Raw genomic sequence first — 23,193 nt, 5'->3', positions numbered from 1 at the left:
CGTTTTGGAAAATTATTTTTGATTAACAAATGGCATCATTGCGCGTAACTTCTGACCAACTTCTTCGATCTGATGCGTTTTGTCTACTTCTTTCATTTTGTTGAATGTCGGACGGCCTGTTTCGTTTTCGTTGATCCATCCTTTTGCGAATTTACCTTCTTGAATGTCTGTGAGTAAACCTTTCATCGCTTCTTTCGTCGCGTCTGTTACGATGCGCTCTCCCGCAACGTAGTCACCCCACTCAGCAGTATCTGAGATTGAGTAACGCATTCCTGAAAGTCCGCCTTCGTACATTAAGTCAACGATTAATTTAAGTTCGTGTAACGTTTCGAAGTATGCGAGTTCTGGTTGGTAACCTGCTTCTACTAATGTTTCGAATCCAGCTTTTACGAGTGCAGTCGTTCCACCGCAAAGTACTGCTTGCTCACCGAATAAGTCTGTAACTGTTTCCTCTTCAAATGTCGTTTCGAGTACGCCACCGCGTGCTGAACCGATTCCTTTTGCGTATGCGAGTGCAACGTCTTTCGCTTCGCCTGATTTATCTTGATAAATTGCGAACAATGCTGGTACTCCCGCTCCTGCTTCGTACGTACGACGAACGAGGTGACCTGGTCCTTTCGGTGCTACGAGGAATACGTCAACGTTTTCAGGTGGTGTAATTTGACCGAAGTGAACGTTGAATCCGTGTGCGAACACGAGTGATTTTCCTTCTGTTAATGCTGGTGCGATTTCTTCTTCGTACACTTGCTTTTGACGCTCGTCTGGGAGCAAGATCATAATGAGGTCCGCTGCTTCTGCTGCTTCTTTCACTGTCATAACTTCCATGCCGTCTTCTTTCGCCTGGTCGAATGATCCACCTGGACGAACTCCTACAACTACGTCGAATCCTGAATCTTTCAAGTTACGTGCGTGAGCGTGTCCTTGTGAACCGTACCCGATGATTGCGATCTTTTTATCTTTCAAAATTTCTTCATTGATGTCTTGGTTGTAATACATTTTAGCCATTATAAATGCCCCCTAATTTTTATGTTTTTTATTGTAAAAGAGATAATTGCGGTGTGTCGGAAGATTTCTGCATTTCACGGACGAAAGCAGTCGCTCCTGTACGCGTTAACTCTTTAATACCATATGGTTGGACGAGTTCGATAAACGCCTCGATTTTTGTCGGGTCACCCGTCACTTGATACGTGACGACGTTTTTCCCACTGTCGACGATCGTCGCTCTAAATGGATCGACAATCGCGTTAATTTCGCTACGGAGATGTGGCGGCGCAAGCACTTTAATGAAGGCCAGCTCTCGCATAACGATTGATTTTTCTGTAATGTCTTTCACTTTTAATACGTCAATTTGCTTCTGCAATTGCTTCACAATTTGTTCTACTTTACGCTCGTCTTCGACATTGACGATGAACGTCATTTTAGACATCCCTGCCGTCTCTGTATGACCGACCGTAATACTTTCGATATTGAATTGACGTTTCATTAAAAGTCCTGTCACTCGGTTCAAAACGCCACTTTGGTTAATTACTGTTACTGTGATGACTCGTTTCATTGACGTTTCACTCCAATCATTTCATTAAGTCCAGCGCCTGGTGCGACCATCGGATATACGTTTTCCATCTGTTTTACGCGGCAGTCGATTAAAACTGGCTCGTTATTCGTCAATGTCTCTTCGAATACTTTGCGCGCTTCTTCTAACGTGTCGACGCGGTATGATGGAATGTTGTATGCTTCTCCTAATTTCACGAAGTCTGGTTGTACTTGGATGAGTGATTCAGAATAACGCTCGTCGTAAAACTCTTCTTGCCATTGACGAACCATTCCGAGTGATCCGTTGTTTAAGATGACGATTTTCACCGGGAAACGGAATTCTTGAAGTAATGACAACTCTTGTACTGTCATTTGGAATCCAGCATCTCCTACAATAGAAACTACTGTGCGATCCGGCTTCGCAATTTGTGCTCCGATCGCTGCTGGGAAACCGAAGCCCATCGTTCCAAGTCCACCCGATGTCACCCATGAATCCGGATGATTCAAACCGTAATATTGCGCTGACCACATTTGGTGTTGACCGACGTCTGTCGTAACGACCGCGTCCCCTTTTGTCACTTCATGCACCATTTGAAGAGCTTGCTGTGGCAAAATGTATTCTGGATCTTCTTTGTACCAAAGCGGGTAACTGTTCTTCATATCCGCAAGTTGCGCTGTCCATTCGCTGAAATCTTGCATTGTGAAATCTTTCTTCAACATTTTTTCGAGCGCGCGTTTCGCATCTCCAACGATAGGTACTTCCGTCGGTACGTTTTTACCGATTTCCGCTGGATCGATATCGATGTGAACGACTTTTGCACGAGGTGCGAAAACGTTTAAATCACCTGTTAAACGGTCATCGAATCGTGCACCGATGTTGACGAGTACGTCACAATCGCTAATCGCCATGTTCGCCGTGTAGTATCCGTGCATTCCAGCCATTCCTAAAAATTGTGGATGGTCTCCTGCGATTGCACCGAGTCCTAACAACGTGCTCGTTACTGGAATTTGATGTTTGTCGACGAATGTGTTTAATTCTTCTGTCGCTTTACTATGCAACACACCTGCACCGATTAAGAGAAGTGGCTTTTTCGCTTCTTTTAAAAGTTCGATCGCTTTCTCTACTTGTAAATGGTTCGGTTCCACTGTCGGTTGATAACCTGGTAAGTTCACTTCTTCATGGAATGCTTCTTCGCTTCCTGTGAAAATTTCAGTTGCGACGTTTTTCGGAATGTCGACGACGACTGGTCCTGGACGTCCTGTTGAAGCGATATGGAATGCTTCATTTACGATGCGTGGTAAATCATTTACCGTCTGAACTTGATAGTTATGCTTCGTAATCGGCTGTGTAATTCCGATAATATCTGCTTCTTGGAATGCGTCCGTTCCGATCACCGTACTCGATACTTGACCAGTAAAGACGACGAGTGGAATGGAATCCATCATCGCATCCGTAATTCCTGTGACGAGGTTTGTCGCGCCTGGACCGCTCGTTGCAATGACGACGCCCGGACGTCCTGCGACACGCGCATAACCTTCCGCTGCGTGAATCGCACCTTGTTCGTGACGCGCTAAAATGTGACGAATTGGATTTTTGTAAAGGGCATCATAAATCGGTAAAACCGCTCCTCCTGGATATCCAAAAATAACTTCAACACCTTGTTTATGTAACGCGTCAATTAATACTGCTGACCCATCGTAAGGCTCAATTCTTTGTGACTGCTCCGTTGCTTGTTTTTTAGCTGCTTCTGCATTCATATCTTTTCCTCCTCGCTTCATTTACCAAAAAACAGATGTAACATAACTAAATAAAAAAGCTTTCTCATCTCTACGTAAAGAGTTCTCTCTCTACATAGGGATGAAAAAGCTTCATGGTACCACCCTAATTCACGACATATTTGTCGCCTCTAGCAAGCTGATCTAGTGCGTCAGCTTGAATGATTCATAACGAGCGTTATTTCGCCCGGACTTACCTATACGTCAATCGACATTCAGTAAATCACTCCGAGGAGATGTCGTCATTAACTGCATTGCTAAGTCTCACCGACCCTTAGCTCTCTGAAAATGCGTCTGTTAATCACTTTTCCCTCATCAACGTTTTATTTTAAATTTTCATAACGCCACCTGTGCTCGCGCTTGTCACAAGCTTTGAATAACGAGCTAAGTAGCCTTTTTTAATTTTCGGTTCAAATGGCTTTAATTTCGAACGACGTTCTTCTAACACTGCATCGTCAACGAGTAAGTTGATCGTGCGCTCCGTTAAGTTAATGTCGATCATGTCGCCATTTTCAACAAGTGCAATCGGTCCGCCTTCCGCCGCTTCTGGCGAAATATGTCCGATGGAAATTCCACGTGATGCCCCTGAGAAACGACCGTCTGTAATGAGTGCGACTTTCGTTCCGAGACCGCGTCCCATAATCGCTGACGTCGGTGCGAGCATTTCTGGCATTCCCGGACCACCTTTTGGCCCTTCATATCGAATGACGACGACATGTCCTTCTCGAACTGTTCCATCATCGATACGCGCTTGTGCTTCTTCTTGCGATTCGAATACGATCGCTTCCCCTTTGAATGTCTTAATCGAAGGATCAACTGCTCCTACTTTAATGACACCGCCGTCTGGTGCGATATTTCCGAATAAGACGGAAAGTCCACCGACTGGGCTGTACGGGTTATCTTTCGTACGAATGACTTCTGTATTCGTAATATGGAAATCTTGGACGTCTTCACCGATCGTCTTCCCTGTAATCGTCAAACGATTAGGGTGAATCGCGCCAGGAATTTTAGTTAATTCGTTAATGATGGCGCTGACGCCACCTGCTTTGAAAATGTCATCCATCGAAATGTCCGATGCTGGCATAATTTTCGCTAAGTACGGCACACGCTCCGCTACTTTGTTAATGTCGCGAACGTCGTATTCGATATCCGCTTCATGCGCGATCGCTAATGTGTGAAGTACTGTATTTGTCGAACCACCCATCGCCATGTCGAGTGCGAATGCGTCGTCAATCGCTTCTTTCGTTACGATATCGCGTGGCTTCACATCTTCTTTCACCATGCGGATGAGGTGTTTCGCTGCTTCTTTAATTAATTTGTGACGCTCATCGCTCGTTGCGACGATCGTTCCGTTCCCTGGAAGGGTAACGCCTAACATTTCCATCAAGCTGTTCATCGAGTTCGCTGTGAACATTCCTGAACAAGAACCACATGTTGGACATGCGTTGTTTTCAATATCGAGCAATTCTTCCGCTGTCATTTTTCCTGACTTATACGCTCCGACACCTTCAAAAACAGAAGTTAATGAAAGAGTCTCGCCTTTTGAAGAAACGCCCGCTTCCATCGGTCCACCTGAAACGAATACGCTCGGTACGTTCGTACGTACTGCAGCCATCAACATTCCTGGTGTAATTTTGTCACAGTTCGGGATGTAAAACACACCGTCGAACCAGTGAGCGTTAATAACAGTTTCAGCAGAGTCTGCGATAATTTCGCGGCTCGGTAATGAATAGCGCATTCCGATATGTCCCATCGCAATTCCATCGTCAACACCGATCGTATTGAATTCAAACGGTACACCGCCTGCTTCCCAAATCGCTTCTTTGACAATTTCAGCAAAAATATTTAAATGTTTATGTCCTGGAATAATATCGATATAAGAGTTACAAACACCGATGAACGGTTTTTCTAAGTCTTTCGTCTTCACGCCTGTCGCATATAAGAGACTACGGTGTGGAGCACGATCGATACCTTTTTTTATCATATCACTACGCATATCATCCGCTCCTACTTCATCAATCCATTACATTTTTCAATTACGAGATTGTTCACTATTCCCTAAAAAATCTGACAAATCAAACAATTGAAATTGATTAGTAGCTATCATATATCGTTTTCTAAGAATCGTCAACCGTATTTGCGAAAGTTTTTTAAAACGTCTGACAATTCAATTATATTATCTCTTTATTGTATGCGCTTACAAATGTTCCAGACATACATTTGGACTATTTCATCCATTCAGACAAAGTTTTGTCGAATTTTAAAGAATATGTCAAACTTCCGAGTTCTTCTTTCATTAAATAACGACAAGTCATTAAAATATGTTGCAGTTTGTAACTTTGCTGACGCAAGCTATAACGTGAAGCGCACACTTCCAATCGTTCGCCATTCAAAAGACGCAGCGCCATACGCCCTTTCCCTTTTTCTTTCATATGAAAAGGATGTTGAAAAATGTAACAACAGTTCGGATCTTTCGATGACGTCGTCGGAAAAGCACCGATTTCACACGGTTGGATTAAAATCGGAATCTTTTTTTCATAACCGAACAACTTTTTCACCGCTTGCTTTCTCCCTTCTTTCGTTGAAAAATCTCGTAAACAAAATTGTTCAATTAATTGTTTCGGTGTTTCTTCACACTCTACTTTCCCATCCAATGTATAGACGATACTTTTCACCTCTCCGATAAAATGTGGGGCAATGGCTAAAATACGTTCTACTTTCATACGTCTCTCTCCTTTACTCCAATCATTTTCTATTCATTTTTTATTTTTACATTGATCTTTTATCGAAATCAACTAAATAATCGCTACAAATATCAATTTTGGCCTCACATATTATTTAATTTTGCTCATTCGCCTAGATCGTTTTCTTTTTTTACAGTGAAGTCACCTAGGAATATTCGTTTCGTGCACGAACAGAATGGAGAAACAATTGGATTACGAACAAGTATTAGAACAATACCGACCGATGATTTCGGCGATCATTCGCGACTTCAATATTTACAAAGACTTTGAAGACTACGAACAAATCGCGATGCTTGCGCTGTGGAAGGCGACACAAATTTATGACGAAGAGCGAGGTGCTTTTTCGTCCATCGCATACACTTTAATGAAGCGAGCTGTCGGAGATGCTTTGCGCAAAAATATTCAAGCAGCGAAACAAACTCCTGTCGAATCCGATACTTTGCAACATTTAACAGAATCGTCAACAGATGAAAATGAAACGCTCGAATGGCTCATTCTCATTTTCGAAAAATTGTCCCCTGAAGAGAGAAAACTCTCCCATATGTATTGGATTGAAGAAATACCGAACGAGGAACTGGCCGAACGGTTTCAAATTTCTTATGATGGGGTAACGAAACGCAAATATCGCTTGCTGACAAAACTGAAGAAAATTGCCTCTTCTATACAAAAGAATGAAACATGAAGCAACTTTCTCATTTCAATGAGCGTCTAACTATGGAAGATGAATCACTTTGGAGGCGCAATTATGACTAGTCGTGTTGAAAGAAAAAAGAAGAAAAAAAGAGCGGTGTGGAAATGGATCTTACTCATTTTCGCCATCGTTCTCGCAGCAGGCGTTGCTTATGCTGCTAAAATGTACATCGATTTAAAATCGACCGTCCAAAATATACATGAACCAATCGATAGCGAAAAAAGAGAAGATGATTTAACGTTTCACGAACAGGAACCGTTCTCCGTCCTTTTGCTCGGTGTCGACGAAAGACCTGGAGATGGTGGGCGTTCTGATACGATGATCGTCCTCACTGTAAATCCTGAGACAAACTCAACGAAAATGTTAAGTATTCCGCGTGACACGTACACGGAGATCGTCGGACATGGAACTTCGGATAAAATTAACCACGCTTACGCATACGGCGGACCGAAAATGGCCATTCAATCCGTCGAAAACTTATTCGATATTCCGATCGACTTTTTCGTTCAAGTGAACATGGAAAGCTTTAAAGAAATTGTGAATGCTGTCGGTGGTGTCGATGTCGTCAGCCCGCTTGACTTCAATTTAGAAGGGTATCATTTCAATAAAGGGCCGCTCACATTAAATGGAGACGAAGCGTTAAAATACGTTCGCATGCGGAAAGAAGATCCACGTGGAGATTGGGGACGACAAGATCGACAACGTCAAGTCGTTGAAGCCGTTATGAAAAAAGGTGCTTCCGTCAGCACACTCGTCAACTACCGCCCGATTTTCGATGCGATTCAAAACAATTTCAAAACGAATATGACATTCGACGAAATGGTCTCGATTCAAAAGCATTATAAAGACGCAGCGAAACAGTTAGAACAACTTCATTTAGAAGAAGGTGAAGGTCAATTTATCGGCAACATTTGGTACTACATGCCGAATGAAGAAGAGTTAAACGAAGTCATTCACACATTACGCGAGCATTTGGAATTACAGTAAAATAAGGTAGTCAGGGCGTAAAACATACAAAAAGCACATGAAATCAATGATTTCATGTGCTTTTTAAATTTCCCCCTCTATTTTAGAAAGCGATAACTACTTTTTAATAGACTCACTGTGCAAACAGCTCTCGTTCCGCTTGATACGCTAAGTACAAGCGCGCTGTTTCATTGCGATGACTCAATGTAGCATACGAAGTCGGTGTAGCGATCTTCATCCCATTATCAAAAATGATTAAAGAGCCGACCCGATAATCTTTTTCACGATTTTCTCGTATAATTTTGTTCTGCTTTTCCATATTTGGATGGCGCATTTCATATAATGACATGTTCAACGTCGGACTATAATAGTATTTTAAAGTTCTGAACACGCGATCTGCACGGAACCAAATACTTTGACTGCTTCGTCTTCCCTCTGTTGGTGTAAAAATATACGTTTGTTCCCCAAGCGTAAATGTAATCGATTGTTTGTACATTTTTTCATCTTTATGTGCATGAAGTTCTGGGAATCTGTTCAAATGTTCCCGTTGTTGTTGAACTAACAAATCATAGTTCATGCCATATCTCTCCAACGAGTACTTCAACTGACAAAAAGGTTTGTGCCAAGTTTTATAATATTTGTCTCCATGTAATACAAATGATTCTTCACGCTCTCCAGGAATGAAAGCTAAAAGATCCGGATGAAAACAAGTCGAATAATTTTCTAACTTATTCATAAAAATTAACACTCCTTTATACAATTAAAATATTGAGGGGATACTTTAATTGTATTTATTTTACCTTTAGTGTCAATATCATCCATTCATTTTCATGAAATATTTTTCGACTTCATTCCAATTTTTCATTTTTACATCGTAATCGATATTTACGTTGTTCGGTGCTTCTAACATAACGCCGCGCCCTGTAAAACTTTGCAACTGATTAATATTATCATCGATTAAATAATCGGCGTGAATCACTTTTTTGTCGCCGCAAAAGACGAATAAGCTCGGATTTAAAAACGGGAAGTGTTCTCGTAGCCAGTCGTATTTCGCATCGAATGAGTTCGGCACTTCCATCGCCGCCGTTGCGACCATAATTTCATAATGTTCACTCAAACGATGCAACACGTCTTGGCTTCCTTCAATGACAGGGAATGTGCGGAAATAATCACGTTCTTGAATTTTTTCAAAGAAATATTCCAAATCATTCGGAAACAAATCCATAATTTTTTTACCTTCTAAATCTTTTTTCGTAAAATTCGTTCCTGCGTATTCATTCATCAATTTTAAAGAAGTGCCTGAAAAATCCGCTAACACTTCATCCATGTCTACCGCGATTCTTTTCTTCAATTTTCTCTCTCCTTCAATCACTATTTCTTCTATTATATACTTCTTTCTTTTTATGTTTACAAAGTTCATGTTCTATCATTGTGAATTTTATATGAATATGTTAAAGTTTTTAAACAACCAATCATCCTACAACTTTACTCAAGGAAAGGATTTGTTTTTATATGAATACTTTATCGAGAAAAACACTCGTCGAACAAGTGACGGAAGCGATTGAGCGTGAAATTGAAAATGAAACGTGGCCGGTCGGTTCAAAAATTCCGTCTGAACCAGAGCTCGTTGAACGTTTTGACGTGAGTCGCAATACAGTACGCGAAGCGATTAAAGCACTCGTCCATACTGGCGTCTTACAGTCAAAACAAGGAAGTGGGACGATCGTTCGCGCACGCAACAGCTTTTCGGCCGTCATTCAAAAAGAGCTTGCGACGCAACAGTTACGCCATACGCTTGAAGTGCGTTTCGCATTAGAACGAGAAGCGGCACGTCTTGCGAGCTTGCATCATACGGAAGAACAACTCAAAGAGATGGACCGAGCGATGACACGAGCGAAAGCTGCATTAGAAGCGCATGATGTCGAAGCATTTTTAAAAGCAGACTTCACCTTTCACGAAGCAGTTATCCGCGCCTCTCATAACGATTTATTAATCGATTTGTATGGGCAATTGTCTGAACGAATCGAACAGTCGATTCGTGAACTCGTATCGACTGATCAAGAGTTTGCGATTCACCGTCACATTCATACTGAATTGTTCGAAGCGATTCAACAACGTGACGTCGCACAAGCGTTAATCGAAGCGGAACGTTACATTACGCAATTTCAACATGTGTACGAAACATCTAAAGGAGAATAATCATGACAAAATCTTCAACGAATAAATCGTGGCTCCTCGTTATCGGAATCATGCTGATCGCCGCAAACTTACGAGCCCCGATTACAGCGGTCGGCTCTTTAATTAATGATATCGTCGACGACTTACAACTCTCAAATGCGGTCGCCGGTTCCATTACGACGATTCCGTTACTCGCGTTCGCCATCTTCTCACCGTTCGCTCCGAAAATTGCACAGCGATTCGGATTAGAACGAACGATTTTTTACTCGATGATCGCGTTAACGATCGGGATTTTCATTCGCTCGACTTCTTCTATCGCGCTACTATTTGGTGGAACGATTTTGCTCGGGTTAGCCATTTCAATCGGGAACGTATTACTTCCAGGTTATGTGAAATTAAAATTTCCGCATAAAATCGGATTAATGACCGGCTTATACGCTGTCTTTATGAATATTTTTGGAGCGCTTGCATCAGGAATTAGCGTGCCGTTATCAAATGTCGGTTCTCTCGGTTGGCAAGGTTCACTTGCAGTATTCGGCGGGCTTTCTTTACTCGCAACGATCGTTTGGATGCCTCAACTGAAACAAAATATCGTTCCACCGAAAGTGACGTCACAAGAGAAAAAACCTTCACTCCTCAAATCACCACTCGCTTGGGCTGTAACGCTATTTATGGGGACACAATCTTTACTCTTTTACACGATTGTCGCTTGGTTACCGCCGATGCTTCAGACGAAAGGGTACTCACCTGAAAGTGCTGGATGGATGTTGTTTGCTGTACAAATGACGATTGTACCTGTCACGTTCATCGTGCCGATTATCGCTGGTAAAATGAAAAATCAATTCGGATTAGCAATTTTTACCACGCTCGCTTTCGCAACAGGCATTATTTTCTTAATTATTAATGAGCCTGTTCTCATTCTTCCTGCTGTTATTTCACTCGGGATTGGAGCGGGTAGTGCGTTCAGTTTAGCGATGATGCTGTTCACATTGCGCACGAATACGGTAGACGAGGCAGCTCAGTTATCCGGTATGGCACAGTCTGCGGGTTACTTACTCGCCGCGACAGGTCCCGTCATCTTCGGGAAAGTGTACGACTTAACATTAGATTGGGACACTTCTCTCTACATTTTACTCAGCATGACCCTCATCATTTTATTCGCAGGGCTTTATGCGAGTCAGTCGAAAACAGTTTAATCGCCAAAAAAAGAGTCCACCGTTCAAAATGAACGATTGGACTCTTTTTTAATGTTATTACTCTGTAACACCGACTTCATATAATTTGAGATCAGATGTTGCGTCAATTGTATAGTTCGCTACACGTTTGTTCACTCCGTGAATCGCGTAACGGTAAAGTGTCGGTGCTACTGGTACATCTTCTACCATAAGCTCTTGCCACTTGTTGTATACGTCACGACGGAAGTCTTCATCGAATGCTGCTGGAGAGTTCCCCTCTTCTAAAAGCTTGTCGTTTTCTTCACTTGTGTAACGTGTGTAGTTAAATTTCGCTGTACGTCCGTATAGACCTTCTGGATCTGGGTCTGTACCTGTTCCCCAAGCTCCTTGATAAATGTCGATATTCGGATCGTCTTTTTCAAGCATGTCGTAGAATGAGTTAAACTCATGTAAACGACCGTTCGTTAATTGAACTTTAAGGCCGACGTCTTCCCAGTTTTGAATATATGCTTGTGCAAGTGGTTCAGCAATATCTCCGCCTGACATCGAAGCGAAGTTTAAGACAAATTCATTGCCGTCCGGATCTTCACGGAAACCGTCGCCATCTACGTCAACGTATCCCGCTTCATCTAACAATTCCTTCGCTTTTTCAGGATCGTATGAACGTCCTTCGTTGCTTGCGTCATGGAATGTGTCGAAGAATGGAATAACGAGTGTCGTAGCTGGTGTACGTAACCCGTAATAGAATTTTTGAGCGATTGCTTCGTTGTTCAATGCATGCCACATCGCTTGACGTACACGCTTGTCTGCTAATTTAGCATCTGGATCTAGAACGTTTTGTTTCGTTTCTTCATCCCATTTTCCTAATTTAAATCCGATATACGTGTATGAGTTTTGAAGTGTCGCAAGTAATTCTGCGTTTTCAATATCGACCATACGCTCGTATTGATCTGTCGGTAACTCTGGTGCTACATCAATGTCGCCACGTTTTAACGCGTCGATTGCAGATGCGACTGAAACAACTTTTAACACGACGTTTTTAAGTGCTGGTTCACCGCGCCAGTAGTCGTCGTTACGATCGTAAAGAACAGACTCTCCTGGTACGATTTTCGATACTTTGTAAGGTCCGAATCCAATCGGTGACGTACGGATTTTCTCTGAAGAAACGAGTTCATCCATCGTCAATTCACCTTTCGTTACATCACCTACGTAATGACGTGGTGTCGCTGTATCCCAAATTCCTTGAAGCAATGAAGGTGCAGGCTCTTTGTACGTAATCGTTAACTCTTTATCGTTAATGATTTCGATACCTGAAATTGTTTCTGCTTCACCGTTGTGGTATTCTTCCATTCCTTCTACGTTTTCAATCATGAAAGTGTAACGAGTCCCTGTATATTCTGGGTGACCGAGCAACTCATAAGAGTAAAGTAAGTCCGTCGATTTTACAGGCTCACCGTCGTGCCAGTTTACACCGTCACGAATTTTAATCGTGATCGTTTTGTTATCTTCTGATAACTCGTACTCTGCTGCCCCTGTATTCGTAATCATATAGTCACCGTCACGGTCGAATAAGTTCTCATCGAACCATTTCATCACATCAGCATCTGGCTTCCCTTCGTAGAACACTTTATTCAATGTTCCTTCGAATGGTGAATCCGAAATTAAACCGACTGTTAACTCACCGTCTTTGATGACTTCACCGTCGTTGCTCGTCGTTTGTGGGAATTGTGCTTCCACATCTTCAACGAACAATTCATCTTTGCCTTTTCCTTTGTCTTGATCCTTGTCTGTCTTTTTCGCTTCGTCATCGCCGCCACCACATGCTGCTAACAGCAATGTGAGTGCCATCATTAAACTAGCGAAAAGAAAAAACCTTTTCTTTGACATATGATCTACCTCCCTTTTATTTTACGCTAAGCGTTGTCTTGCGTCGGATGCACGTTTCACCGCTTGTCCGACATAATTTATACACAACATCATTACTAAAATAAGCAATGCTGCCGGTAACCATACCCACCACTTCGTTGAGATAACGTCCGGGTTTTTCGCAAGTGCAATTAACGTTCCGAGAGATGGCGTCCCTGTCGGAAGACCGAACCCTAAGAATGTCAAACCTGTCTCAAGCCCGATATTACCTGCAAGCGTCAGTGTCATGTTCACGATTACTAAAGAACTTAAGTTCGGGAACATTTCGAAGAGCATAATTTTCCAATCCGGTGTGCCGAGCGTTTTCGATGCATTAATGTAATCGAGTTCGCGCTCTGCTAGCCCTTTCGACCGAATCAACCTAGCTTTACCAAACCAGGAAAACACACTCATAATGAAGATGAAACTCGCCACGGAATAATCCGGTACGATTACGACGAAGACGATGATGAACATTAACGATGGCAAGACCATTAAAAAGTCAATGATCCGCATAATAATGTTATCGACGATTCCACCGTAATACCCCGCGATCAAACCGACCGTCAAACCGTAAATCGCTGCAAGTAATGTGACGGCGATTCCGATTGTGAAGGAGTTTCGCGCTCCGAGCATAAGTTGTCCAAATACATCTCGTCCACCATCATCCGTCCCTAACCAATTGTCCGTAGATGGACTATTGTAAGCATTAAAAACATCTACACGCTTTACTGAGGCTTCGTCAATAAATAGCGGCGATACGTAAGCTGTCATTAAAATGACGGTAAGTAGAATGAATGAGACGAAGGCGACTTTATCGCTTTTAATCTCACGCCATACCACTTTCAGAAAAGATGGGTTATTTTTCTTTTCTCTCGCCATGAGCTCTCTTTTTTCTTCAAGTAGCTGTTGTTCTAATTCTTTCATTGTTCATCGTCCCTCCTCTTATCCTATTTATTAATCAATTCGAATACGTGGGTCCACGATACTTAAAATAATGTCTGAAAGCATCGTTCCGACAATAACGGCCGCTCCCGAAATCATGACGAGTGCCGTTACGACTTGGAAGTCACGTAACATAATAGAGTTTAAAAATAGTTGTCCGAGCCCGGGATAACTGAAAATCGTCTCGATAAAAATCGAACCTCCAATTAAACCCGTGATCTCGTAACCGAGGAATGACGCGATTGGTAAAAGTGAGTTACGCAAAATATGGCGTGTATACACACGGTTTTCCGGAACTCCTTTCGCCCGTGCTGTTTTAACGAAATCTTTAAATTTCGTATCGATAATGTCGTTACGTAAATATTGAATCGTGCTGTACGTCATGAGTAGAGCTCCTGACAATACAGGTAACACTAAATGTTTCGCCTTACTCATGTAGTAATCAATCGTTCCACTTTCCGCTCGTATGTCGACACTTCCACCGATTGGGAACCAACCGAGTTGGAAACTGAAGACGAAAAGCATTAAAAGAGCGAAGACGAACATCGGTGTAGCGAATGAAACGTAGTTATAGGTGACGATTAATTTATCCGCCCAGGAGTCTTGCCACCTTCCCGCGATAATCCCGAGCGGAATCGCGATGAGATACGTGACGATTAATGTAACTCCAGCTAGTAACAACGTATTTGCTAACCGATCTTTCAACAGTACGGTAACCGGTTGTTTATGCGTATAAGACATTCCGAAATCGCCTTGAACTGCTTTGCCGATCCAACGGCCGTACTGCTGATACCACGGATCGTTCAAACCGAATTTTTCACGAATTTTTTCCTCTTGTTCAGGCGAGACGTTCGGGTTGTTTTGGAACGCTCCCGTAACAGCGTCTCCTGGCATTGCAGATGCGAGGAAGAAAATGATAATACTAAGTAAAATTAATTGCGGAATCATGACGAGTGAACGTCTCAAAATGAATTGAATCATTTATTCGTACCTCCTTGCAATGCGACAGAGTGTGTATCCGTTAACGGCTGTAAATCGTACACTCGACCGTGTTCATCGTAATAAGCATCATGTTGCTCTCGATATAGTCGGTTCACTTCCTCACGCAAAGCTTTTTTATCCATGCGTTTTTCTGGTTCCATTTCTGGAATAGCCGCAAGTAAGCGTTTCGTGTAAGGATGTTGTGCATTTTCAAAAATGTCATCGCGCGTTCCTTCTTCTACGAGACGACCGTTATGCATAATGCCGAGTCGGTCACTCATGTGACGAACGATCCCTAAATCGTGAGAAATAAATAAATACGTTAAATCAAATTCTTCTTGAATATCTTGCATAAAGTTCAACACTTGCGCTTGAACGGAAACGTCAAGTGCCGAAACCGGCTCATCTGCGATAATAAGTTTCGGATTGAGCGTTAAAGCGCGCGCAATGCCGATTCGTTGACGTTGACCACCTGAGAACTGGTGGGGGTATTTATAAATCGATTCTGGAGTTAATCCGACACGTTCAACGAGCTCCTGTACGCGAAGCAATTCTTCTGTCGGTGACAAACGCTCAAAATTTCGAAGCGGCTCAGCGATAATGTTGAGAACGTTTTTCCGTGCGTTTAATGATGAATACGGATCTTGGAATACCATCTGAATATCTTGAATGTACTTGCGACGGTCGCGACGTTTCAAGCTCGCGAGATCTTCGCCTTCAAAAATAATTTCGCCTGCTGTGACAGAGTTCAATCCGATAATGGCACGACCTGTCGTCGTCTTACCGCAACCTGATTCGCCGACGAGCCCGTAAGTTTCTCCTTTTTCAAGCTCGAAGCTAACGCCGTCAACAGCGCGTACGTGGTCTTTCACCGTTCGGAAAAAACCGCCACGAATCGGATAGTGTACTTTTAAATTATTCACTTTAAGTAGTGACATCGTTCATCTCTCCTTCCTTCTCTTCAGGAAAGTAGAAATGCTTATAGCATGTACAACGAACGAAATGGTTCGGTTCTACTTCTTCTAATGTTGGATTTTCAACGTGTGCACTTTCTGGAATCCACGCGATACGCGGTGCGAAACGACAACCTGTTCGATCTAAGTTTTGCAAACCTGGCACGACGCCATCGATAACGTGTAAGCGCTCTTTTCCACCTGTATGAGAAGGAAGAGAGTTTAACAATGAACGTGTATACGGATGGAGTGGATTGCGGATGAGCTTCGTCACTTCTGCAATTTCTACAATTTGACCCGCATACATGACCGCTACACGATCTGCCATCTCTGCGACGACACCTAAATCGTGCGTAATTAAAATAATTCCCGAATCCATCTCACTTTGAAGCGCTTTCATTAAATCCATGATCTGTGCTTGAATCGTCACGTCGAGCGCTGTTGTCGGTTCATCCGCGATAAGTAATACCGGATCACAGGCGAGGGCAATCGCAATGACGACACGTTGTCTCATTCCTCCAGACAACTCATGAGGATACTGTTTATACACGCGTTCTTCATTGCGAATTCCGACGCGACGAAGCAATTCCAATGCGTGTAATTTACGATCTTTTTTCGACATATCTTTCATATGATATTTCATCGGCTCTTCAATTTGTGCACCGATTGTTGAAAGTGGGTTCAACGCTGTCATCGGATCTTGGAAAATCATCCCGATCTCTTTCCCACGAATTTTATTCAGTTCACTTAATGATAAATCTAACAAGTTGCGGTCTTGGAAACCGATATGTCCTTCAACTTTCGTATTTTGCATGTTGTGAAGACCTATGATTGAAAGCGCGAGCGCACTTTTACCACTTCCGGATTCCCCTACGATCGCTAACACTTCGTTTTTACGTACTTGTAAGCTAACATCGTCAACCGCAGCGTGATATTCACCTTGAATGCGGAACGAAGTAGATACATTTTCAATGTTTAAAATCGGACGTCCCAACGTTAGTCCCCCCTTGCGTTTCAATTTCTCTTCAATGAATCTTCTACTACTCCATAGAATATGCCTAACACATTCCCACTCTTCTTCCGATTCAGTTAAAAATAAGAAGAAAATGAATACCTTTTATATAACAGGTAATAGCTCACTTCTTAATCTTTAAACACTTCAAAAATTGAATGATGAATCACTCATCTTTCGATTCTATTTTAAAAGAATCTTAACTCTTTTAAAATATATAGCAATCTTCTGAAAATTAAAAGCGGAATGTTTTCGTTTAGGTGAATAACACCTTATTATCTTGCTAACAAATATACTATACAAACAAATGATTCTCAATACTATTTTTCTAAAATACTAAATAACCATTACAAAATCATCCGTTAATGACTTATTTTACATATTGTTCGCAAAATGTTTATTTGTATTTTAGCACTGGAATGCCTACTGTTGCAAGACAGAAATACAGAATCGGAAAATAATTTACATTTTTCTTCATCCATTCGAGTGCTTATCCTGCAGTCGTTAATTACTTTTTAAATATTATAATTATTCTGATAAATGAATTTTATTGAGATATAAAAAAGACTGTTCGAGACATCAGCTTTCACTGAGTTTCGAACAGTCTAGCATTAAATAACGATCTTACTTTTCTTCGCTTTTTCCATAAATCGGTCACTCGACATGTTGAACAATCGTTTCAACGCAATTCCTGCAATGAAGGAAAGAACGATGTACATCGAAATGTAGAACATGTTTTTCCAAACGATCGACCATAAAATCCCTCCGACCGCTTCACGCAACAACGTAATCGCATGAGTGAACGGTAAAAATCGGTGAATTTCTTGGAAGAAGTCTGGTGCCATTTGGACAGGGAACGTACCACCCGATCCCCCGATTTGCATGACGAGGAGAACGACAGAAAATACTTTTCCTGTATTTCCGAAAATGGATACGAGCGTGTACACAATCGTAATGAATACTGTACTAATGAGCATTCCGAGCAATACGAACATCAATTTATCGACGACGTAGGTGCCCATTATAAAGATGTCTCCAATGGTTACAATAGCTGCTTGGATTATTCCGATTAAAACGAATAAAATCCAACGCCCGAAGTACGCTTCGTAACTCTTATAGTTTTCTTTATCATCGACATCCACTTTCAATCCTGAAACGAGCAACAGTCCCCCAACCCATAATGCGAGCGTCGTATAAAATGGGTTCATTCCTGAACCGTAGTTCGGAATCGGGTACAATTTATGTTCGTCTAAGTTGACAGGTTCTGCGAAAAATTCACTGACCCGCTGGGGATCATTACGTAAAAAGTCGATGAGCTCATCCAAGTCGCCTTGTTCTTCCAATTCGCGAATTTTCGTAGCGATATCGAGTGTCGCTTGCTTCGCATCTGGGAAGTGCTCTTCTACTTTATCTAACTTTTCACGACCTTTATCAATTGCTTCATCAACTTTCGTCACCGTATCTCGCATTTTCGGAACAGTTTCATCGACGCGGTCGACAATTTTGTCGAGACGGTCAACACTTGAATGCGCGCTTTCAAACATATCGTCGAACTTTTTGCGCATATCTGTATCGACATAATTAGCAGAATCTAATAAAGATTGTTCTAAATCGTACGCGCGACGGTCGATATTGTCGAGCGTCTCTCCGATAGAAGCGGTCGTATCATTTAAACGTGCGATGAAATCATCGATCGAGCTCTTGAAATCATCTAAATCCCGCTTCAATTTTTCAATACGCTCTACTTCTTTATCGAAAAACTCAATTTCATCGATGCGATCCATTAAATCTTGTACGGAATCTTGTAGACTCGTCACCGTATCGACTGTATTACCGACTTGATCAGATAAACGTTCCATTAAACTAATTAAACGTTTCGGATTTTTCAATTGGTCTTCAATCGCTTCGACGAGTTTCGTATTGAGTAAAGAAAGTTCGCGTAGCTCGTCCATTTTCTCTTCAATATCTTTTTTATGTGATTCTAAATACTCGGTCGTACGTTTAATCCCTTCATCAATTTTATCTTCGCCGTACACTTTTTCTTCTTCAGGCTCTGCAGCTTTTACTGTCGTCGCGAACAAACTGCGGCTTTCTTTCGCTGCTTGTTTGTCATCTTCTTTGTTTTCTTCTGCAGGTTTTCCCTCAGGAGTTTGTTCCGGCTTTTGTTCTGGCTTTGACTCTTCTGGTTTTTCCGTCGGCTTTTCTTCAGGTTTACTTTCTGGTTTATTCTCTGAAGGTTTTTCTTCCGTCGGTTTCTCTTCTGGTTTTTGCTCTGGTTTCTCCTCAGGCTTTTGTTCTGGCTTCGTCTCTTCTTTCGGACGAATTTCAGACGTTACGAGCTCATGGAACTCACCGATCGACACGACGAGCATTTCCGTCTGTGTAAGCAAGCCTTCTTTTTTCATAATCCAGCCTGTTTCATCTTCTATTTTCGCTTTATTTTCTTTCAGCATTTCTTCTTTTTGTTTCAAGACGGTTTCTTGATACACTTTTAAGTCCGCTAATTTTTGCTTATCTTGTTCTAAAGCGATTTGTTTTTCGTTTTTTACGAGTTCGTCATTCACTTTGTCGAATGTGTGTAAACGGCCAACTTCACGACGCAACGTGCGCAGTTCTGACAACAACGCATCCATCTCTTCCGCACGTTCCGTTAAATCAGCAATCGGATACGCTTCTTTTTCATCTGGTTTTTTCTCAAGTTGATGCTCGTACGCTTTCATAATGAGTAAGCGGCGGTCTAAATCGTTACGGACACGCGTCGCTTCAATCGTTTTTTCACGCAATAATAACTGCGTCGCTAACAATTCTGATTTTGAAATTTCTTCCGTTTTCCAACGTTCAAGTTGCGGCACTAATGTCGTTTTCAAATACGGATGAACCGGTTGATTGCGTGGATCAGGTGATTCTGCTTCCTCTTCTTTTTTCAAACGTTTTTTCGTTTTTTCCTGTTCGACAATCGTCGGATCTTCTGGCGTTGACCACGCCGCTAAATCTTTATACGTTTCTCTTAATTCTTCCAATAAATCGATGCGGAAATCGACGACGTTCAAAATGACGTCTTCTAATGAAGTTAAAATACTTGCGATCGCTTCATCCATTGCTTCTAACGTTTCTTTCATCGCTTGAACTGTTTGTAAATCAAGTAATTTTCCGTCTTTCAAATCTTCGATATATCCATCGATGTCATATTGTAAGCGCAGTAGACGGTCTTTTTGTTCATCGAGACGGTCCATAATTTTATTTAGACGCTCTTTCTCTTTCAAGCTCGCATCCGTATCTTGTAAAAACTCAATCAATTCATCTAAACGGTCTTTACCGTCATCGATACGATCTTGTTGTTTTTCGAGCGATTCAATTAAGCGGTCGACATCTTGTTCACGGTCCCGAATTTTGTCTGTCGTATTCGGAATATCACCGACCGTTTCGCTCACTTTGACGAAGTTATCAGAAATGCGATCTAACGTTTCGTGCAATGACTCTTGACTATCCGTCAAACGTTCGCGTAAACGTTCATTCGAATCTCTCGCATCTTCCGCCACTTCCCCGACACGGTCAACCGCATCGTATGAACGAGTAATCGCAGACTTCGCACGGTCTAAATCGCGGTCTGCTGTATGCATGAGCGATTCGATTTCAGGTAAATTCTCTTCTAATTCAAAAACAGCATCTCGCACTTTTTGAATCGAATCGTAATTGTCTTCCAAACTAATCCCTAGATCGTTGAACGCACTCATCATCGTTTTATTCACTTCTTCAACGAAATGACTTTGAATATTTTCGACGATGGCACTCGCTCCAGAACCTGCGACTTTTGGCGAAATTGCGTTCACTTTTTCGTTAATATAGTAATCGAGGACGGGCTTTTCAATATCATCGGTAATGACACTCGTTAAGTTTTCAGTGAAATCTTCCGGAATTATAATAGCAGCATAATAATCTCCGTGTTTTACTCCGTGAATCGCTTCATCTTTCGTTACGAACTTCCAACCGAGCTTATCGTTTTTGGCGAGGCCGGAGACGACGTCATCTCCGATATTCAATTCTTTATCCTCTACGACTGCTCCTACGTCTGTACTGACGACAGCGACCGAGACACCTCTCGTATTCGCATACGGATCCCAAGATGCAGCGATGTTGAGCCATGCATATAAGGAAGGTAAAAACATCAACGCTACGATCACAATGATCGATGCAGGGTTTTGCACGATGTTTTTTAAATCCGTTTTAAATATATGGAAAATATTTTTCATATCGATCTCCTCATCTTCAATCATTCCATTACTAACATGTAAATCGAGTCTATTTGAATGGCTATCATTTTACATGAATTAATGAATAAAAGCCATTGAACACATATACTCATTCTTTTTATTTGTTATTTCTAAATATTAATATAAACAATAATATCCTCATAAAAATTGGCTAGTATAGAGTCCGTGTTACTCTGACTCTATACTAGCCAATTCGCTAAGTACTCTTTTCGTTTTGGAAGATTTATGATAAGTATGCTTTCTCTCTTCTATTTATAGAAGACATTTCATATTATGAATTAAGTAATGTTGGTAAATAAAGTGAAAGACTTGGGATATATGTGATGAGTAATAAGGCGATGAAAGAAGCTAATAAAAATGGCCAAATCGCCTTTATGAGTTTCGGTAAAGGTACATCTGATAACGACGATGCGATATACAAACCTGAACCGACAGGAGGCGTTAATAAACCGATTGTTAAGTTAATACTAATAATAACACCGAAATGAATCGGATCGATTCCATATGCCGCTAAAAGTGGAGTGAAAATTGGAACTAAAATAATGAGTGCTGCAATTCCATCCATAAACATACCGATGAAAAGTAAAAACAAGTTAACAATTAATAAAAAGAGTAATGGATTATCTGTTAAAGTTACCATCCATTGAGCAATCTTTTGCGGAGCTTGTTCAAACGATAACATCCATCCAAATAAACCAGCCATCGCAATTAATAATGTGATCACTGCTGTTGTCATAACAGTATTCGAAAGTATTTGTGGTATTTTTTTTAAGTTAAGTTCTCGGTAAAAAACGCCCCCTACGAAAATAGCGAGAACACAAGCTATGGCCGCTGATTCTGTCGCTGTAAATGTTCCGCTCAAAATACCAAAAATAATCGTAATCGGTACGAGCAACGCTGGAATGACTTTAATGAAGGATTGTAATACTTCCATCACTTTCGCACGCTCTTTCACAGGCCAACTCTCTTTCATTCCAATAAGCGCAATGAGTAAAATAAACATGAGCGCTAAAACGATGCCAGGCAATACACCAGCCATAAACATCGAACCGATAGAAACTCCAGATCCAACACCGTAAATAATAAATAACATACTCGGTGGAATAATCGGACCTAAAAGCCCTGCTGCTGCTGTCGTCGCTGCACTAAACTCTCTTGAGTATCCTTCTTTTTCCATCGAAGGAACCATCGTCCGACTCATCATCGCAATTTGGGCGGTCGCTGATCCAATAATAGATGCTAGTAACATATTCGCGACGACGTTAACATAAGCGAGTCCGCCTTTAAAATGACCAATAAACTTTTGAGCGAACTCAATGAGACGTTTCGTAATTCCACCACTATTCATCAATTCGCCTGCTAACATAAACAACGGAATCGCGAGCAGTCCATAGTTTTCCATTGCGGAATACAATCGTTGAGGAGCTGTATCGATTAAACCTGCTGAACCAGAAGCGAAAATATAAACAATAGTCGTCATACCGAGCACAAAAGCAATCGGTACATTTAATAGAAGGAATATTGCAAAGGCGATTAAAGCGATCATCATATTACTTCACCTCCGCTTTATACATTGCGACTTGAATCCATTGAGATAACACGTGAATAAACATAAAAGTGAAACTGATCGGTATACATAAATACGCATACACTTTTGGCCATTTTAATGTGCTTAATTGTTGGACGGCAATGTTTGGTGATGTTAACCATCCGATGGATATCCATAGCATAAAGCCGATGAATGCTAACAGTAATCCTAAGCTAATCAATTCGACTATTTTTTTCGTTTTTCCACGCAAAGCGTCTGTCAGCATCGAAACAGATGGTGATACTTTCTTTTTAATCCCCATACTTCCTCCGATAAAAGTAATCCAAGCTAATGAAAATAAAGCTAGCTCATCAGACCAAATGAGTGGCTTTTCTAAAATGTAGCGGTAGAGTACCCCTAAAGATAATGTCAACAAAATGACTGCTCCAAACAGCATAGCGATCGCCTGTTCAATGCGAAAAACGAAATCGCTTATTTTTTGAACTGCTTTCATCGTCGTTCCACTCCTTTTTACTTT

The 23,193-nt window shown here is 41.5% G+C and carries 19 protein-coding genes and 1 other annotated feature; of the genes, 4 read left to right on the top strand and 15 right to left on the bottom strand.

Annotation, left to right across the window (positions count from 1 at the left end):
• Positions 1 to 12: 12 nt before the first annotated feature.
• The 5 genes from ilvC to ACFQ0V_RS12675 all read right to left on the bottom strand — a co-directional run bounded on the left by ilvC (position 13) and on the right by ACFQ0V_RS12675 (position 6,029).
• Positions 13 to 1,005 carry a ketol-acid reductoisomerase gene (gene ilvC / locus ACFQ0V_RS12695; RefSeq protein ID WP_381014254.1) on the bottom strand — a complete coding sequence of 331 codons (993 nt, stop codon included), beginning with the start codon at positions 1,003 to 1,005 and terminating at the stop codon, positions 13 to 15.
• 28 nt (positions 1,006 to 1,033) lie between these two features.
• Positions 1,034 to 1,552 (bottom strand): acetolactate synthase small subunit, encoded by a 519-nt coding sequence (ilvN, locus tag ACFQ0V_RS12690; RefSeq protein WP_194562826.1) that lies wholly within the window; start codon positions 1,550 to 1,552, stop codon positions 1,034 to 1,036.
• Positions 1,549 to 3,288 (bottom strand): biosynthetic-type acetolactate synthase large subunit, encoded by a 1,740-nt coding sequence (gene ilvB, locus ACFQ0V_RS12685; protein WP_381014250.1) that lies wholly within the window; start codon positions 3,286 to 3,288, stop codon positions 1,549 to 1,551. The genes ilvN and ilvB overlap by 4 nt, the downstream gene beginning before the upstream one ends.
• 93 nt (positions 3,289 to 3,381) lie before the next feature.
• Positions 3,382 to 3,634: a binding site (T-box leader), on the bottom strand.
• A complete protein-coding gene (ilvD, locus tag ACFQ0V_RS12680) occupies positions 3,635 to 5,302 on the bottom strand; it encodes a dihydroxy-acid dehydratase (RefSeq protein ID WP_381014248.1) in 1,668 nt (555 codons plus the stop codon). It lies immediately after the preceding feature.
• A 229-nt stretch (positions 5,303 to 5,531) separates the two neighbouring features.
• Positions 5,532 to 6,029 carry a competence protein ComK gene (locus ACFQ0V_RS12675; RefSeq protein WP_381014246.1) on the bottom strand — a complete coding sequence of 166 codons (498 nt, stop codon included), beginning with the start codon at positions 6,027 to 6,029 and terminating at the stop codon, positions 5,532 to 5,534.
• A 208-nt stretch (positions 6,030 to 6,237) separates the two neighbouring features.
• On the opposite strand from ACFQ0V_RS12675, the gene ACFQ0V_RS12670 reads away from it, so the two are divergent.
• Positions 6,238 to 6,732, top strand: a complete 495-nt coding sequence (locus tag ACFQ0V_RS12670) for a sigma-70 family RNA polymerase sigma factor (protein WP_381014243.1) — start codon at positions 6,238 to 6,240, stop codon at positions 6,730 to 6,732.
• Between the two features lie 63 nt (positions 6,733 to 6,795).
• Positions 6,796 to 7,728: an LCP family glycopolymer transferase gene (locus ACFQ0V_RS12665; RefSeq protein ID WP_381014240.1), complete on the top strand. Its 933-nt coding sequence runs from the start codon at positions 6,796 to 6,798 to the stop codon at positions 7,726 to 7,728.
• A gap of 112 nt (positions 7,729 to 7,840) precedes the next feature.
• Here the strand turns inward: ACFQ0V_RS12665 and ACFQ0V_RS12660 are convergent, their stop codons facing one another.
• Together ACFQ0V_RS12660 and ACFQ0V_RS12655 are read right to left on the bottom strand one after the other, a co-directional pair.
• Positions 7,841 to 8,443: a hypothetical protein gene (locus ACFQ0V_RS12660; RefSeq protein WP_381014237.1), complete on the bottom strand. Its 603-nt coding sequence runs from the start codon at positions 8,441 to 8,443 to the stop codon at positions 7,841 to 7,843.
• Positions 8,444 to 8,521: 78 nt separating this feature from the next.
• Positions 8,522 to 9,058 carry a 5' nucleotidase, NT5C type gene (locus tag ACFQ0V_RS12655; RefSeq protein WP_381014235.1) on the bottom strand — a complete coding sequence of 179 codons (537 nt, stop codon included), beginning with the start codon at positions 9,056 to 9,058 and terminating at the stop codon, positions 8,522 to 8,524.
• 161 nt (positions 9,059 to 9,219) lie between these two features.
• Here ACFQ0V_RS12655 and ACFQ0V_RS12650 point away from each other — a divergent pair, with 161 nt between their 5' ends.
• Together ACFQ0V_RS12650 and ACFQ0V_RS12645 are read left to right on the top strand one after the other, a co-directional pair.
• On the top strand, positions 9,220 to 9,906 hold the full coding sequence (locus ACFQ0V_RS12650) for a FadR/GntR family transcriptional regulator (RefSeq protein WP_381014232.1): 687 nt from the start codon (positions 9,220 to 9,222) through the stop codon (positions 9,904 to 9,906).
• Between the two features lie 2 nt (positions 9,907 to 9,908).
• Positions 9,909 to 11,081, top strand: coding sequence for a CynX/NimT family MFS transporter (locus ACFQ0V_RS12645; RefSeq protein WP_381014229.1), 1,173 nt, complete (start codon positions 9,909 to 9,911; stop codon positions 11,079 to 11,081).
• A 57-nt stretch (positions 11,082 to 11,138) separates the two neighbouring features.
• Here the strand turns inward: ACFQ0V_RS12645 and opp4A are convergent, their stop codons facing one another.
• From opp4A to ACFQ0V_RS12605, 8 genes are all read right to left on the bottom strand, one after another.
• Positions 11,139 to 12,947, bottom strand: coding sequence for an oligopeptide ABC transporter substrate-binding protein (gene opp4A, locus ACFQ0V_RS12640; protein WP_381014226.1), 1,809 nt, complete (start codon positions 12,945 to 12,947; stop codon positions 11,139 to 11,141).
• A 21-nt stretch (positions 12,948 to 12,968) separates the two neighbouring features.
• Positions 12,969 to 13,892 carry an ABC transporter permease gene (locus tag ACFQ0V_RS12635; protein ID WP_381014224.1) on the bottom strand — a complete coding sequence of 308 codons (924 nt, stop codon included), beginning with the start codon at positions 13,890 to 13,892 and terminating at the stop codon, positions 12,969 to 12,971.
• 30 nt (positions 13,893 to 13,922) lie between these two features.
• Positions 13,923 to 14,891, bottom strand: coding sequence for an oligopeptide ABC transporter permease (gene opp4B / locus ACFQ0V_RS12630; RefSeq protein ID WP_381014221.1), 969 nt, complete (start codon positions 14,889 to 14,891; stop codon positions 13,923 to 13,925).
• The gene (locus tag ACFQ0V_RS12625) at positions 14,888 to 15,829 is read right to left on the bottom strand and encodes an ABC transporter ATP-binding protein (protein WP_381014219.1); all 942 of its coding nucleotides are present in this window, start codon (positions 15,827 to 15,829) and stop codon (positions 14,888 to 14,890) included. The genes opp4B and ACFQ0V_RS12625 overlap by 4 nt, the downstream gene beginning before the upstream one ends.
• Positions 15,816 to 16,838 carry an ABC transporter ATP-binding protein gene (locus ACFQ0V_RS12620; protein WP_381014216.1) on the bottom strand — a complete coding sequence of 341 codons (1,023 nt, stop codon included), beginning with the start codon at positions 16,836 to 16,838 and terminating at the stop codon, positions 15,816 to 15,818. Before ACFQ0V_RS12620 ends, ACFQ0V_RS12625 begins: the two co-directional genes overlap by 14 nt.
• A gap of 629 nt (positions 16,839 to 17,467) precedes the next feature.
• A complete protein-coding gene (locus ACFQ0V_RS12615; protein ID WP_381014214.1) occupies positions 17,468 to 21,106 on the bottom strand; it encodes a YhgE/Pip family protein in 3,639 nt (1,212 codons plus the stop codon).
• 292 nt (positions 21,107 to 21,398) lie between these two features.
• Positions 21,399 to 22,676 (bottom strand): TRAP transporter large permease, encoded by a 1,278-nt coding sequence (locus tag ACFQ0V_RS12610; RefSeq protein WP_381014211.1) that lies wholly within the window; start codon positions 22,674 to 22,676, stop codon positions 21,399 to 21,401.
• A 1-nt stretch (position 22,677) separates the two neighbouring features.
• On the bottom strand, positions 22,678 to 23,169 hold the full coding sequence (locus tag ACFQ0V_RS12605; protein WP_381014208.1) for a TRAP transporter small permease: 492 nt from the start codon (positions 23,167 to 23,169) through the stop codon (positions 22,678 to 22,680).
• Positions 23,170 to 23,193 lie beyond the last annotated feature (24 nt).

This window comes from Savagea faecisuis, from assembly GCF_042675605.1.
In the GTDB taxonomy this organism is placed as follows: domain Bacteria; phylum Bacillota; class Bacilli; order Bacillales_A; family Planococcaceae; genus Savagea; species Savagea faecisuis.
This window is presented reverse-complemented; position numbering and strand designations above follow the sequence as displayed.

What these genes read in the sequence shown, in the direction of transcription:
- ilvC (WP_381014254.1), bottom strand. Translation starts at nt 1,005, where the DNA reads ATGGCTAAAATGTATTACAACCAAGACATCAATGAAGAAATTTTGAAA.
- ilvN (WP_194562826.1), bottom strand. Translation starts at nt 1,552, where the DNA reads ATGAAACGAGTCATCACAGTAACAGTAATTAACCAAAGTGGCGTTTTG.
- ilvB (WP_381014250.1), bottom strand. Translation starts at nt 3,288, where the DNA reads ATGAATGCAGAAGCAGCTAAAAAACAAGCAACGGAGCAGTCACAAAGA.
- ilvD (WP_381014248.1), bottom strand. Translation starts at nt 5,302, where the DNA reads ATGCGTAGTGATATGATAAAAAAAGGTATCGATCGTGCTCCACACCGT.
- ACFQ0V_RS12675 (WP_381014246.1), bottom strand. Translation starts at nt 6,029, where the DNA reads ATGAAAGTAGAACGTATTTTAGCCATTGCCCCACATTTTATCGGAGAG.
- ACFQ0V_RS12665 (WP_381014240.1), top strand. Translation starts at nt 6,796, where the DNA reads ATGACTAGTCGTGTTGAAAGAAAAAAGAAGAAAAAAAGAGCGGTGTGG.
- ACFQ0V_RS12660 (WP_381014237.1), bottom strand. Translation starts at nt 8,443, where the DNA reads ATGAATAAGTTAGAAAATTATTCGACTTGTTTTCATCCGGATCTTTTA.
- ACFQ0V_RS12650 (WP_381014232.1), top strand. Translation starts at nt 9,220, where the DNA reads ATGAATACTTTATCGAGAAAAACACTCGTCGAACAAGTGACGGAAGCG.
- ACFQ0V_RS12645 (WP_381014229.1), top strand. Translation starts at nt 9,909, where the DNA reads ATGACAAAATCTTCAACGAATAAATCGTGGCTCCTCGTTATCGGAATC.
- opp4A (WP_381014226.1), bottom strand. Translation starts at nt 12,947, where the DNA reads ATGTCAAAGAAAAGGTTTTTTCTTTTCGCTAGTTTAATGATGGCACTC.
- ACFQ0V_RS12635 (WP_381014224.1), bottom strand. Translation starts at nt 13,892, where the DNA reads ATGAAAGAATTAGAACAACAGCTACTTGAAGAAAAAAGAGAGCTCATG.
- opp4B (WP_381014221.1), bottom strand. Translation starts at nt 14,891, where the DNA reads ATGATTCAATTCATTTTGAGACGTTCACTCGTCATGATTCCGCAATTA.
- ACFQ0V_RS12625 (WP_381014219.1), bottom strand. Translation starts at nt 15,829, where the DNA reads ATGTCACTACTTAAAGTGAATAATTTAAAAGTACACTATCCGATTCGT.
- ACFQ0V_RS12615 (WP_381014214.1), bottom strand. Translation starts at nt 21,106, where the DNA reads ATGAAAAATATTTTCCATATATTTAAAACGGATTTAAAAAACATCGTG.
- ACFQ0V_RS12610 (WP_381014211.1), bottom strand. Translation starts at nt 22,676, where the DNA reads ATGATGATCGCTTTAATCGCCTTTGCAATATTCCTTCTATTAAATGTA.
- ACFQ0V_RS12605 (WP_381014208.1), bottom strand. Translation starts at nt 23,169, where the DNA reads ATGAAAGCAGTTCAAAAAATAAGCGATTTCGTTTTTCGCATTGAACAG.